Annotated in this window: 10 protein-coding genes; 3 read left to right on the top strand and 7 right to left on the bottom strand. The window is 69.2% G+C overall.

The window, feature by feature from the left end; genetic code table 11:
• Nucleotides 1-8: 8 nt before the first annotated feature.
• The 3 genes from NLI01S_RS13305 to NLI01S_RS13315 all read right to left on the bottom strand — a co-directional run bounded on the left by NLI01S_RS13305 (nucleotide 9) and on the right by NLI01S_RS13315 (nucleotide 1,109).
• A complete protein-coding gene (locus NLI01S_RS13305; protein WP_067604201.1) occupies nucleotides 9-389 on the bottom strand; it encodes a hypothetical protein in 381 nt (126 codons plus the stop codon).
• Between the two features lie 23 nt (nucleotides 390-412).
• Nucleotides 413-709 (bottom strand): WXG100 family type VII secretion target, encoded by a 297-nt coding sequence (locus NLI01S_RS13310; RefSeq protein ID WP_067604203.1) that lies wholly within the window; start codon nucleotides 707-709, stop codon nucleotides 413-415.
• Between the two features lie 67 nt (nucleotides 710-776).
• A complete protein-coding gene (locus NLI01S_RS13315) occupies nucleotides 777-1,109 on the bottom strand; it encodes a hypothetical protein (RefSeq protein ID WP_067604205.1) in 333 nt (110 codons plus the stop codon).
• Nucleotides 1,110-1,502: 393 nt separating this feature from the next.
• Between NLI01S_RS13315 and NLI01S_RS13320 the strand changes: the two genes are divergently transcribed.
• A complete protein-coding gene (locus NLI01S_RS13320; RefSeq protein WP_067604207.1) occupies nucleotides 1,503-1,940 on the top strand; it encodes a hypothetical protein in 438 nt (145 codons plus the stop codon).
• A 61-nt stretch (nucleotides 1,941-2,001) separates the two neighbouring features.
• Nucleotides 2,002-4,644: a TPR repeat region-containing protein gene (locus NLI01S_RS13325; protein ID WP_067604209.1), complete on the top strand. Its 2,643-nt coding sequence runs from the start codon at nucleotides 2,002-2,004 to the stop codon at nucleotides 4,642-4,644.
• 60 nt (nucleotides 4,645-4,704) lie between these two features.
• Here NLI01S_RS13325 and eccD read toward each other — a convergent pair whose 3' ends face one another.
• A complete protein-coding gene (gene eccD, locus NLI01S_RS13330) occupies nucleotides 4,705-6,051 on the bottom strand; it encodes a type VII secretion integral membrane protein EccD (protein WP_067604274.1) in 1,347 nt (448 codons plus the stop codon).
• Between the two features lie 349 nt (nucleotides 6,052-6,400).
• Between eccD and eccCa the strand changes: the two genes are divergently transcribed.
• Nucleotides 6,401-10,297, top strand: a complete 3,897-nt coding sequence (eccCa, locus tag NLI01S_RS13335) for a type VII secretion protein EccCa (protein ID WP_067604211.1) — start codon at nucleotides 6,401-6,403, stop codon at nucleotides 10,295-10,297.
• A gap of 51 nt (nucleotides 10,298-10,348) precedes the next feature.
• On the opposite strand, the gene NLI01S_RS13340 is transcribed toward eccCa, so the two are convergent.
• The 3 genes from NLI01S_RS13340 to NLI01S_RS13350 all read right to left on the bottom strand — a co-directional run bounded on the left by NLI01S_RS13340 (nucleotide 10,349) and on the right by NLI01S_RS13350 (nucleotide 13,646).
• Nucleotides 10,349-10,804, bottom strand: a complete 456-nt coding sequence (locus tag NLI01S_RS13340; protein WP_223809230.1) for a hypothetical protein — start codon at nucleotides 10,802-10,804, stop codon at nucleotides 10,349-10,351.
• Between the two features lie 32 nt (nucleotides 10,805-10,836).
• The gene (locus NLI01S_RS13345; RefSeq protein WP_223809231.1) at nucleotides 10,837-13,002 is read right to left on the bottom strand and encodes a fibronectin type III domain-containing protein; all 2,166 of its coding nucleotides are present in this window, start codon (nucleotides 13,000-13,002) and stop codon (nucleotides 10,837-10,839) included.
• A gap of 182 nt (nucleotides 13,003-13,184) precedes the next feature.
• The gene (locus NLI01S_RS13350) at nucleotides 13,185-13,646 is read right to left on the bottom strand and encodes a GNAT family N-acetyltransferase (protein ID WP_067604278.1); all 462 of its coding nucleotides are present in this window, start codon (nucleotides 13,644-13,646) and stop codon (nucleotides 13,185-13,187) included.
• Nucleotides 13,647-13,719: the final 73 nt, after the last annotated feature.

Here is a 13,719-nt window from a genome sequence, read left to right on the forward strand (position 1 = left end):
GTGGACGATCAGGGGTTCTGATCGGTTCCCTGGGGATCCCTCTCCTGTGGGGTCAGAGGGGTCAGGGGGTTCTGCGTCTGGTCCTGACGGCGTTCCTCGTTGAGGTCGCGCTGGGTCTGGAAGGCGCCGAACACCACGAGTGCCGCGGCGACCACGGCGGCCAGGATCAGACCGACGATCACCGAGGGCCACACGCGTTGTCGTGTGCGCCAGTAGCGGCTGGATCCGTACAGGACTGCCGCACGCAACTGCCGACGGCGCAGGGCGTCGGCCTGAAGGACGTAGCGCTCGGTGTCGGGCGTGCTCTGGAAGGCCTCGGGAAGCCGTGCGGAGGGCGGCGGAACCGGTGCCTGCGGTTCCGCCCCCGTCGTCCTGGGTGGATGGGACATGTGCGTCCGGGACCGTTCCGCCGTCAGTCGAACAGGTCGTCGAGGTAGCGCTTGGTGGTCTGGTAGCCGTCCGCGGCGCCGTCCACCGCGTCGATCATCTTCGAGAAACCACGGTTGGTCATGTCGAAGGCGTTGTTGAACTCGGCGGCGCGGGCCTGGAACTTCTCGTCGCCGCCCTCCCACTTGGTGACGAGGTCCTTGGCCTGCCCGTCGATCTCCTGCATGATCGAGCGGAAGTAGCCCAGGTACTGGCGTTGGTCGATGTTCAGCTCGGTGAGCTGGTCGATGTCGCCGCCGACCTCGTATCGGTTCAGGCTCATGTGGTGGTCTCGCTCTCTGGTGCGCTGAGGCCCGGCCGTTGCGAAGAGCCGGGCGCGAGGGGCCCGCTCAGTTGATCGGCTTCATGAAGGAGAGCTCGCTCTGAGCCCGGGCGAAGTCTTCCTCGCTGTCGAGGTCGGTCGAGTTGACGCGTTCCTGACCGAGGTTGAGGTTGACGCCGTACTTGTCGCACCAGGCGAGCAGCGAGTTGAACCCGGTCACCAGTTCGCTCTGGCCTTCCCGGTAGGCCCGGAGAGCACCACCCTGGAGCGCCTGCCCGTCCTGTTCCAGGGCGCCCAGCAGCGACTGCAGGCGGTCCCTGAGCCCCTGGCTCTCCTCGTCGAGGCGTGACCCGCCTCGGGAAAGGGAGGTGGTCTCCTCTGTTCCGATCCTCTGACTCATCTACCGGTCCTTTCCTCACCGACCCCCCTGAACTGCGTTCATCGCCGGCTCAGGGGCGTTCTCACTCCGTGGAGTTCCGGGAGGTCGCCCGGTTCGGTTGTCAAACCACTCGAAAAGGGAAGGTAGTGAACCTTCGAGTCCTCTGTCAACGCGGTTGAAATCGCGCCGACCGCCGTGCGATGCCCGGTGCCCCAGGGCATCCGGATGACCGTGGGTTATTCCCGAAATCGTGACCGCCGTCACTGCGACATGGGAGGAACTCACTGGAAGGTGTCGGAGGAATTCCCTACTCTCATAGGGCTCGTGCCCCGTGGCACCAGCCGGCCCCTCGTGCTCCCGGGTCCCCTGGCCGTACCGGTACATCCAGCGAAGCAGAAGTGAGGAGAGTCGGCCATGGGCGAAGCGTCGATGATCGCGGGCAACACCGGCGACGGGGCCGCGGGCGGGCGCGACAGTGAGGGGACCCACGAACTCCTGGCCGGGGTCTCCAAGGCCTTCGAGACCGCGATGGACGCCTTGGACGAGGAGTCCGTCGAGGCCAGGATCAACGGTGCCTTCGCCACCTACTTCGCCGACCACAAGGGGCCGGTGGAGAAGGTGGAGCGCAACGGGATCACCATCTCCAGGAACATCGTCTCCGCCTCCGGGCTCATCGAGCGGACCGACGGAGAGGCCGAGGGGGAACAACGTTCCGCCTTCCCGTACCTGAACCCGCGGCTCACCTCCCAGGACCAGGTGCCCCCGGGCATCGCGGCGCCGGTGTCCGACGTCCCCGTCGGGCCGGTCGGGCCGGTCGGGCACACCCACCTCCGGCTCGACGTGAACCGCTAGGTCCGGGCGTTCCCGCCTCCTCCACCACTCCACCTCCCCGTGTCATGGAAGGCACCCGAGCATGACCTCGACCCCCGAACCCTCGGTTCCTCTGCTCCCCTCCACTCCCTCGCCCCTCACCCCGCCCGCCGAGAGGGTTCCCGACTTCGATCCGCCGGACACCGAGGTACGGACGGCCTCCCTCAAGGAGAGCTGCGACGACGCCTGGAAACTGACCGGACGGGTCTTGGGCGACGCGAGAGCGGGGCGTGCGACCATCACCAGGTCCGCCAAGGAGTTCAGCGAGATGATCGACGGCGACATCAGCTCCGCGGGGGCCTTCAACGAGAAGGAGTGGCGCAAGGCCTGCCTCGCCCTCACCTACGCCGCGTCGATCGCCGACATGTGGCGCGAGGACGTCGAGGAGTTCAGGCGTGAGCGCAAGAAACTGATCGATCGGTACTCGACCGCGATCGTCATGGCGGGGCTCGCCAACAAGGGGAACCCCATGTACCAGGACACGGGTCCGCTCCAGGGCCCACCCACGTACGGGCCGCACGTGCCCAGTCCGCGCCAACTCGCCTACTACGAGGTGCACCGCGAGTACATGGCCAAGGGGCGAAAGCTCAAGGACGGTTTGGAGGAGACCGCGGCGGAACGGGCCACCCTGCTCCAGGAGGGACCCGAACCGAGCAACCTGAAGGTCCTCGTGGAGGCCGGGGTGCTGGGCTGGGGCGCGTACAACATCCTGGGCGCGGAGCGGGACGTCCCGCTCCCGGTCTCCTCGAAGGAGGCCGAGAGAATGGCCCGGGAGATGAAGCCCTACCTGGACGGGGACAAGGAGCCGGACGCGCGCTTCTACGAGATCATCGCGGCGCTCGGCGCCGTTTCGACGAAGGCGAAGAAACTCCAAGCGGCCAATCGGGCCACCCTGGGGCAGCCCCATGAGGTCTCGAAGTACCGGCCGACCCTGAGCGAGGAGGAGCTCGACTTCCTCGAGACCTTCTACGGAGAGATGGAGGACCAGGCCCCGAACGGCGTCGTCCGGATCGTGCCCTGGTTGGAGGGGCACGACGGCCCCGACTGGAGTGACGCCGAACGCAAGGCGTTCACCGGAGCGATGGCCGACGGTCTCCTGGTGCTCTCCGACGAGAAGGTCGGTGGTGGCCGGTACCTGCTCCCCCAGAGCGTGCAGGACTTCGCCAACGGCGTCCCGAGCCCGAACGACGACGTGCGCACCGGCCGCCACATGAACGATCCCTCCGGAAACTGGCTGGCCGACGCACGTGACTTCGGTCTGCTGATGGCCGCGTCGGATCCGGACATGCGCGGTGGAACCGAGTTCTCCGCCAACACGACCCTGAGCATGGGCCACCACCTGGCCAACAAGGACCTCGACCTGCACGAGTCGTACGACAAGGGCCTTTCCGCGGTATTGGACGTCACGACCCGCAACGAGGAGGCCGACCACCGCATCCTCACCGGCGCCCACGACCACCCCATGACCCAGGCGGCCCACGAGAAGGCGGCCCGGATCCCGGGGATGCCGGACTTCGAGAACAACGCCGACGCACTCCTGGGCCTGTACTCGTACGACTGGCATGACAAGGGCGAGGCCGTCGCCGGGCTCACCGACTGGATTCCGGAGTTCAGCAAGGGAACATCCTCCCAGGCAGAGATGGCCGGCACCGCGACCGTGGGACTGTTGGAGTCCCTGGCCAGGAACGACGGGGAGAAACCCTTCCACGACACGGGCGAGCGAAGCGATACCGAGTACGAGCTCTCGGTGACAGAGATCAACCCGAAGCTCGCGGAGAGCCTGACCGGGGTCTACTTGGCCTATCGGGACGACCTCACCCTGGGTAGTGACACGAACGGCTACAGGAACATCGGTTCGGCGGAGCAGAGCCTCCTGCTGCATGACCCTTCCGACACCGCACTCCTCATCAACGATGAGACGAAGGCGGACTTCATCCAACTCCTGGTCGCGGACAAGGAGAACGCGAAGGTCGTCACCGCGTCCGTAGAGGAGGTGGAGCGCAACATCATCAGTGCGGCCCTGGAAAGTTCCGAGCCGTCCGCAGCCCTCAACGCGGGAGCCAACGTCGGCTCCATGCGCACCATCGTGCACGACGCCATGATCAACGAGTACGTGGATCGTGCGGACAACCGGGCGGAGGCCAAGCAGGATGCCGCCGACAGGTGGCAGGAGGGCTTCAACATCACCGTCGCCCTCAGCAACGGGACACTGGGAGCGGTCCCCGGGGTGGGTCCCGCCCTCGCGACCGCGGGGGAGAGCGTTCTCCGGCTCTACGAGCACCCCGAGAAGGCGCAGTACCTGGAGGAATGGGACCAGAAGTACCAGGGTGACGAACTTCCTCTGAAGGAGGTCGTCGACTACGGGCCCCAGTCGGTCCAGCACGCCCAACTCCAACTCCTGGACGTCATGGTCGACCAGGGCAGAATCGAACCCGAAGACCTGGTGGAAAAAGGCCTCCTGTCCTCAGACTTCGATCCGAAGAAGGACAAGGTACTCCCCCGCCTGGTCGAAAGGATGGGCGGAGAGAACAAGGCCGGCACGTACTCCGTCCTCATGAAGGTTCTGGAGGAGGCGGGAGCAGGCAAGGCCGACGGAAGCAGCGCGGGGAACCCCGTCCCCGACTTCTTCGACGGTGTCCGGGACTACTACGCGCCGGACTCCAAACAGGACAAGGGCGAAGGCTGACACATCCCCAGAACGGAGCCGCCCGCACCCCTCGGCCGGGAGCGCGGGCGGCTTCTCGCATCAGAAGGGCAGGTTGATCGAGGTCACGGCCTCGTACACGCCCAGCGCCCACACGGCGGCCACGCACATGGCGATGACGGCGACGACCTCCATCGCGTTGAACAGGCGCCGGATGGAGGCCCGGGGCACATCGGTCAGGTGCACCATGCTCAGGGCTCCGACGGCCGTGCCGGCGAGAAGACCCAGCGCGGGGAGCAGGGCCGATCCTCCTCCCGAACCGGTCGATGCGACCGCGGCCGTCACGACCAGCCCGAGCACACCGCCCAGGCGGACCGGCAGCACGTGGGCGACCCTGTCGAAGAGCCGGGAACGCAGCAGCAGGACCGTCGACACCAGGGCCGCGAGCAGCCAGTCGCGAGAACCCGACCCGGTGAACGCCAACAGCGCGACGGAGGCGACCGCGGCGGCCACCATCCCCAGCAGCGAACCGAGCAGCAACCGGTCGCCGGCGGCCAGGCTCGTCTCGAACCGTTCTGTGTCGGTCCGGCCCACCTGACGCACCTCGTAGTCCAGTCCGGACAACCCTCCCAGTGCCAGGGCGGCTCGCGGCAGCACCCCGACGCCCAGGACCAGCAGGGCCGCGAGCAGTCGCAGCGCCAGGGGGCCGTCCACGAACAGACCCACGGCCACGAGCGCGCCCGTGGCACCGGTGAGCACGCTCAGCCCGGCCAGGTAGGGCAGCATCGCGTTGTCCAGGGCCCAGCCCACGGCCGAGGCCACCAGCGCCCCCGCGCAGGCGAACAGGCCCAGGGCCACGGGGGCGGGTGGTGCCGAACCCATGGCCGGTACCGTCAGGACGGCGGTCAGGGCGCCCCAGCCGCAGGCGGCGACCTGGAGCGCGTGGGCGGTTCCGGGCAGGGAACGGCGCTCGGCCACCCACAGTGCGCCCAGGGAGACCAGGAGCCCCATCGGCGCCACGGCGAGGTCGACCGGGGCCGTGCGGATCGCGGCCATCACCACGGCGAGCAGCAGGGGTCCGAGGGTGGCCAGGGCCAGACCGAACCCGAGGGTGGTGGAGGGTCGCCACAACCACGCGGTCTCGTCCACCCGATCCTCGACGGCACCGCGTACGTCGTCGACGAAGCTCGGCCGTTCCGGAGCGGCCTCCTTGCGCAGGAGGAGGACGTCACCGTCGAGGACCCCGGCGTCGCGCAGGGAGCCCTTGGAGGCCAGAGGGGTGCCGTCGACACGGACCAGGCTCCACGCCGCGGCCTGCAATCCTTCGGGGTCGGGTGAGCACACCCGTACCACCTGAGGCATGAGGGTCGCGACGGAAACGGTTCCGGGAAGGGCGAGATCCGCCCATTTATCCGGCCCGGTGACCGTGACCCTGCAGTATCCGCTCACGACACGCACTCCGTTCCGCAGGTGTTCAGGGGGTAGGTGGTTCAAGGGGTGAGAGACGCCCGGTTCGGTGGAACCGAAGGCCGTTGGATGGGATCCCACAAGATCGCGACCGGTTCTCCACTGGTCCGCGCGGGCGGAGTTGTCCGTCGTCGGGCGAAGCGGAATCATCACGTTAGCAATCGATGTGTTCCGGTGCGGCCGGCGCACACGAGCGGAAAGGCCCCCCTTGTCGACAACGTTGGTCCATCGGCCGGCGCGCCACGCGGTTCCCGACCCCGGAACCTCACCGCTGGTGATCGCCACACCACCGCAGTTGCCGGAGAGCCCTCCGGCGACGAGTTCCTCGGCGATGATCGTGATGCCGATCATCACCGGCTCGGGCTCGCTGCTGATGACCATCACTCTGGGCAACCGGCCGCTTTTCGCGGTGATCGGCGCGCTGGTCATGCTGGCCAGTGTCGCCGTGGGCATCGTCATGTTCGTTTCCCAACGCAACGGTCCTCGTCGGCGTATCCGCGAGCAGCGCGAACGGTACCTGGACTACCTCGACCACCTGAGGGAGACGGTGCGCGAGGTCGCCGGTCTACAACGGGCCGCGGGCCTGTTCCGGCACCCGGCCCCGCACCTGCTGTTCGAGGCGGCACGGTTGCCTTCCCGGCGTTGGGAGCGCCGGGTGGGCGATCCCGACTTCCTGCACGTGCGCGTCGGCGAGGGCGTGCGACCACTGACCCGAGGCCTGAGCCTGAGCGTCGACAGGGCCAACCCGTTGGTCGTCTACGACCCCGTGTGTCAGGGCATCGCCGAGCAGCTGGTCGACCTGTACGCGAACGTGTCGGAGCAACCCCTGGTCCTGCCCCTGCGCGAATGCGGGGTCGTGTCCATCGTGGGAGAGCGGGCGATGATCCGTAACGTGGCACGAGCCTTGATCGCCCAGGTGGCCACCTTCTCCGCCCCGGAGGACGTACGGCTGGGCCTGGTACGCCACCAGCGGCTCATCACGGAGTGGGACCCGGTGAAGTGGCTGCCGCACAACGACTTCGACGGGGTCCGGGACGGTCCCCTGCCCGCGCGCCTGGTCGCGGGCAACACCGTGGAGATGACCGAACTGCTGTCGGCGGAGATCGAGCGGCGCACCGTCGACATGCAGCGTCGACGCGGAGCCCCGCCGGGACCTGGGACGCAGCGGTTGGTCGTGATCGTCGACGGCGAGTTCCAGACCACCCTGTCGGGGCTGGCCGCCGAACCACCGGTGCGGTCCCTGGCCGACATCGGCATCCACCTGGTGTTCCTGGTGACCGAACGCAAGGAGGAACCCGAACACGTCGACACCCGCCTGTACGTGGGTGCCGACGGCTCACTGCGCGAGGACCGCGAAGGCCCGGAGCACTCCCCCGGCCAAGCCGCGCCCGTGGAGGAGCATCCCCCGTTGTCGGGCCGGGCGGACCAGGCCGACCCGGAGTCGCTCACCACCTTGGCCCGGACCCTCTCGCCCATGAGGTTGGCGGCCACCGACGGCGGCGACTCCATGCACAGCACGATCGGTCTGCCGGAGATCCTCGGGGTTCCCGACGTGGCCCGGCTGGACACGGAGCGGACCTGGGCCCCGCGCGGAACCGGTGACTTCCTCCGGGTGCCCGTCGGGGTGGGGCCGGAGGGCAACGCCGTCCTGCTCGACCTGAAGGAGTCGGCCATGGGCGGGATGGGTCCGCACGGGCTGGTGGTGGGCGCCACGGGTTCGGGCAAGTCGGAGATGCTGCGCACCCTGGTGGCATCGTTGGTGATCAACCACGCCCCCGACCGGCTGGCACTGCTCCTGGTGGACTTCAAGGGCGGCGCGACCTTCGCCGACACCGATCGTCTGCCGCACAGCGCCGGACTCATCACCAACCTCGCCGACGACGACTCCCTGGTGGAGCGTTTCCGCGAGGCGATGTTCGGTGAGCTCACCCGACGTCAGCAGGCCCTCAAGGACGCGGGGAACCTGCCCAACCTGCACGCCTACGAGACCGCGCGGAGCAGACGCCCCGAACTGGAACCCCTCCCCCACCTGATGGTGATCATCGACGAGTTCTCCGAACTGCTCACCGCGCATCCGGACTTCGCGGAGCTGTTCGTGGCCATCGGTCGGATCGGTCGTTCCATCGGCGTGCACCTGTTGCTGGCCACCCAACGGCTGGACTCGGGCAAGATCAAGGGGCTGGAATCACACCTGTCCTACCGGATCGGTCTGCGCACCTTCTCCGAGGCCGAGAGCCGCGAGGCCATCGGGGTCGGCGACGCCTACCACCTGCCACCCGAGCCGGGGTCCGGATACCTGAAGGTGGACACGACCGTCTTCGAGCGGTTCAAGGCCGCCATGGTCTCTCAGCCGTACGTGCCGCCCGGTCAGGACAGCGAGGAGGAGCTCCCCCGGGTGCTTCCGGTGATCTCCTTCAACGGGTTGGCGGCGCTGACCCGGGCCACCGAACCGGCGCGGGAGGAGAGCCGGGACGAGGAGGACCCGGGGGATGAGGCCCCCACCACCCTGCAGGTGACGGTGGACCGCTTGGTGGCCACGGGCGCGGACCCGGTGCGACCGGTCTGGCTGCCGCCGTTGCCCGCCCGTATGACCATGGACGAGCTGTTGGAGCGGTCGGGCGAGGACCTGACCGGGCCCGACGGCTCCCCCGTGGAACCCGACCCCGCGGAAGTGCGGGCGATCATCGGCCTGGCGGACCTGCCTCGGGAACAGGCACAGACCCCGGCCGACCTCGACTTCACCGGCGGTGAGAGCAACGTCGTGGTGATGGGCGGCCCCCAGTCCGGCAAGTCGACCCTGTTGCGCACCCTCATCACCGCCCTGGCCTGGCGTTATCCTCCTGGTCGGGTCGCGGTCTACGCGATCGACTTCGGCGGCGGCTCGCTGACGCCGTTCGACGACCTGCCACACGTGGCGGGTGTGGCGGGGCGCTCGGACCTGGAACGGGTACAACGGGTCCTGGCCGACGTACGACTCCTTCTCGACCAGCGCGAACGCGTGTTCCGTCGCGCCCGGCTGGACTCCCCCGCCGACCTGCGGCAGGCCCGCGTCGATGGGCGGGTGCCCGAGGGGATCCACGGCGACGTCTTCTTGCTCATCGACGGCTGGGCCGGGGTTCGCGAGGCCCTACAGGACGTGGACGACGTCCTCAACGACATCGTCTCGCGTGGCCCCGCCCTGGGCGTGCACACGGTGCTGACCGCTTCGGCCGGCAACCAGGTCAGGTCCAAGACCCAGTCCCTCTTCGGCGGCAGGTTCGAACTGCGCCTGACCGACCCCTACGACTCCCAGGCGGGTCGCAAGGCCGCCGAGCGGATGCCCAAGGACGTTCCCGGCCGGGGCCTGCGTTCGGACGAGTCGTTCGTTCAGGTCGCCCTGCCCCGCCTGGACGGGGTCCGCGAGGACGCCGACCTGGGCGACGCCGTGCGCGAGGCGGTGCGGGTGCTGGCGGACCGCTGGCCGCACGCCCCGGTGCCCCGGGTCCGCGTGCTGCCGGCCCAGGTCACCCTGGACGAACTCCTTCCCCGTCACCAGGGGCCCGGGCTGATCCTGGGGTTGAGCGAGAGCGACCTGGCCCCCGCCCTGTACCGGCCACAGGAGGATCCGCACCTGGTGGTCTACGGCGACCCGCAGACCGGCAAGAGCACCCTGATCCGCTCCCTGGTGCGGCAGGTGATGCGACGACCGGCCGGGGAGGTGGGCATCGTCATGGTCGACTACCGGCGGGCCCACCTGGGTCTGGTCCCGGAGGAGTACCTGCTCGCCTACAGCACCAGCCCACAGCACACCCAGGGGATGTCCGGCGAGCTCGCCGGGATGATCCGTCAGCGGCTGCCCGGACCGGAGACCACCCCCCGGCAGTTGCGGGAGCGCAGCTGGTGGGAGGGGCTGGAGGTGTTCGTGTTCGTCGACGACCTGGACCTGGTGGCCGGCCGGAACAATCCGTTGGAACCGCTGGCGGAGTTCCTCACGCAAGGCGCCGACCTGGGGCTGCACCTGATCACCGCACGACGTACCGGTGGTGCCTCACGATCGATGTTCGACCCGGTCACGCAGACGATCGTGGACATGGCCACGCCGGGGTTGTTGTTCTCCGGGGACCGGATGGAGGGACGGCTCGCCAACGGGGTGGCGTCCCGGCGTCTGCCGCAGGGGCGTGCCCTGTCGGCCCGCAGGGGCGTCCCGGCAGAGCAGGTACAGGTGGCGTGGAGCGACCCCACGGACTGAGTGCGGGGTGGGCCCGGTGCCGGGCCCACCCCTTGGCTCACGCGTGCCACCTCACTCGTCGCAGTTACCGCTCGGGAACAGCGTCGAGCGCTCCCCCACCGCGGCGGTTACCTGGACACACACACCCGGGGCATGGACCAGGACCGGCCCCGCGAGAGTGCCGCTCTCGACGACGTCGGTGTCCTGGGCACCGCCATCGCTGCGGATACCGATGTCCATGCGGGTGGGACCACCGTTGGAGACCACCACCGCGCAGTTGTATCCTCCGGTGCTCTCGTAGAAGAGGTACACCTGTCCCCCGGGATCTCCTGGAACGACCTTGGGCCAGTCACCGGCGTTCTGGGTGTACCTGGGCACCTGGCCCACGTCGGGGTGGGCGTCGCTGCACAGGTCCGCGGGGTCGGCGCTCTGCACGGCGGTCGCCCCGCTCAGGAGCAGACCGCCCACTCCCAGCGCGCAGGCGGCCGACCACAGCGCCCGGCGGCGCCACTTCCTCTGCGTTGTCATCGGTTCGCTCCTCGAAGGGCCGGGTTCGGTGGTCACTCGAAGGGGGCGAGGCAGCTCGACGCGCTGCGCGCCGAACCCCCCTCGGTGTCACCGGGGCCCAGCGCGGTGACGGTGAAGGAGAAGCATCGGTGGGCTTCGACGGTTCGGGTGAAGGTCTGGGAGGTGGTCTGTTCCACCGTCGTCTCCGTGGCGAAGTCGACCGCGTCCCCCATGGGGGTGATCCGGTATCCCTCGGCGTTCTCAGCCGCCGTCCAGGTGACGGTCACGTCGGCGCCCGAGACGCCGTGGGACACCTCGCCAGGATCGCCCACCTGGACCTCGGGCATGGTGACCGGGTCGCTGGTGACCGATTCCCCGGTCACCCCGCCCGTTCCCCGCGAGGTCACGGTGAAGGTGTAGGTGCCGCCCTCCGTCAGCCCGGTGACGTCCAGGGAGTTCTGGCCACTGGTGCGGTCGGCGGGGGCCGACCCTCCTGCGGTCTCCGTGGTGGACACCAGGTAGTCGGTGGCGCCGTCGGCCGCACCCCAGGAGACGGTGGCGGTCCGCGCGTCGACCACCTCCACCGAGACCTCCCCTGGAGCACCGGGGGACTCGGAGTCCGGGGTGACCTGGGATGACTGCGCGGCCGGCCCGGTGCCGTGTTCGTTGACCGCGCGGACCCGGAACCGGTAGACGGTCCCGTTCTCCAGGCCGCTCACCTCGGTGTCCAGTTCGTCGCCGGCCACCGTGGTCTCCCCACCGTCCCAGGTGATCTCGTAGGAGGTGACGGGGGCGTCCGGTGAATAGGCCTCGGTCCAGCTCAGTCGCACACCGCCGTCCCCGGCCTCGGCGGTCACCGGGGTCGGAGCACCGGGCGGTCCACCGGCCTCCTCGGTCGGTTCTCCGTCCCCTCCTGCGGCGTCGGCACCCTCGCCGGAGCCGTCGGAGCCACCGCCGCCCTGCCCCGCCTCACCGCCCATCTCTGGCAGGTTCTCCGATTGCCCCGCCCCCGGGGCGTCGGAGGACGTGGGACTCTCTCCTCGCAGTTCGCCCGGCCCCGGCGGGGGCTCGCTGAGGTCGACCAGGGTGGCCTGACCGGAGGGGTCGATGACCGCGGCCGCGCCGGTGTCGGGGGCACTGACGAACAGACTGCCCTCCCGGGCCTCCAGTTCGAGCGGGCCCTGGGCGTCGGGCAGGGTGACGGTGTCGAGTTCGCGGCCGTTGGGCGTGTAGGACCGCACGACACCCTCGTCGTCGTAGGGCACGTACACACGCCCCTCGAAGGGAACGCCGAGGCCGCCCCCGGGATGGCCCAGAGGGAACTTCGAGGTCTGCGCGGCGCCGTAGGGGTGTAGGAGGGTGACGATCTCCCCGTCCTCGGTCTTGGTCACCGCGGCCATGTCCCCATGGGTGCGGGCGGGCATCTGTGAGCCCTCCAGTGTCACGGGCATGGTGACCATGACCGGTTCGTCGCCCTCTCGCATGGCGACCGCCCGGTCACCACCGCGGTCGAGCACCATGGCCCCGTCGTCGAACACCGTGACCCCGATGTCGGATCCGGGTGAGGAGACGGCCACGGTCTGTGTGATGGCGGCCTCGCCCTCGGTGACCTGGATACCGACCGCGTTGCCCTGGGCGGGCACACCCAACCACAGGGTGTCGGAGTCGTCGAAGCCCCCTCCCACCAGGGGGCCCTCCAGGGTGAGGGAGGCGCCGGTGGCCTGGAGCGTGGCCGGGTCGACCGCTCTGACCTCCCCGGCCGCGCGATCGACCACCACCGCCGCCGATTTTCCCAAGATGACGGCGAAGTCCCCTCCTCCGAGGTCCAGTCTCCCGGAGAAGCCCAGGTCATCGAGGTCGACCGAGGTGACCCGACCCGTCTCGGGATCGGTGAGCAACAGGTAGTCGTCGTTCTGCTCGACCTCGACCCGGCCGCCCTCGGATTCGGGCAGGGACGCCACCAGGTCGATCTCGGCGTTGTTGCCGTTGACGCGGATGGCCTCACCGACGGACGAGTTCCACAACCAGGCGGCGCCGTCGGAGACGTCGTCCTCCTGGCCGAGGGCACCGACCCCGAAGGCGGTACCGACCAGGGCCGTGGCCATGATCGTCAACACCAGCCCGGAGGAGCCCGCCCGGGTACGCCTGGCGAGTGTGCCGAGTAACCGTTTCGATCGCCCGAATCCAGCACGCGCCGACTGATGGCTCACGATCTCCACGCTCTCCTTCGACTGTCCACGCCGAACGCCTTCCGCCCTCCAGGCGGCAAGGGAGGTGGAATCGACCGCATCGGGGGGCGATACGGGCATCTGTACAAAACCAGACGCCCCGGAAGACGTCAACGCGAATCCCCCTCGACACCGCACCCCTCCAAAGAACCGGATTCGTCAGGGGCGGTGGGTCAGTCCAGGAACAGCTCCGCGACGACTTCACCGTCGAAGACCCGGCCGGTCTCGCGGAAGCCGAGTTTGCGATAGAACTCCGCCGGGCCACCTTCCCCCGGCACCCACATCACGGTGACCCGCTCGTTTCCGCGACCGCGCGCCTCCGTGAGGAAGGACCGCACGGCGAAGCGCCCGTAGCCCTTGCCCTGCTCCCCCTCGGCGACGTTGAGCCGCCACAGGCCACAGCGGAAATCGGGGTCGTCCTCATCGGAGGCGAAGTCGGCCATGACGAAGGCGACGGGGCGGTCTCCGTCCAGGATCAGGCGGGTCCACACGGTCTCGCGCGAGGCGTAGGCCTCGGCCAGGGAGGTGACGACGGGGGCGACGAAGGTGTTCTGGTCCTCGCGGACCTTCACCTTGAGGGCGGTGGCGACGTTGTCGGGGGTGATCTCCACGGCGCGGAGGGAGGGGATGCTCATCCGAACACCGTAGAGGTCCACCCCCGACGGTTCCCACCCGTTTTCCGCGCCCGGACACGGGTGCGCCCCGGAG

Origin of the sequence: Nocardiopsis listeri NBRC 13360 (genome assembly GCF_001570765.1) — a bacterium.
Taxonomy (GTDB): domain Bacteria; phylum Actinomycetota; class Actinomycetes; order Streptosporangiales; family Streptosporangiaceae; genus Nocardiopsis; species Nocardiopsis listeri.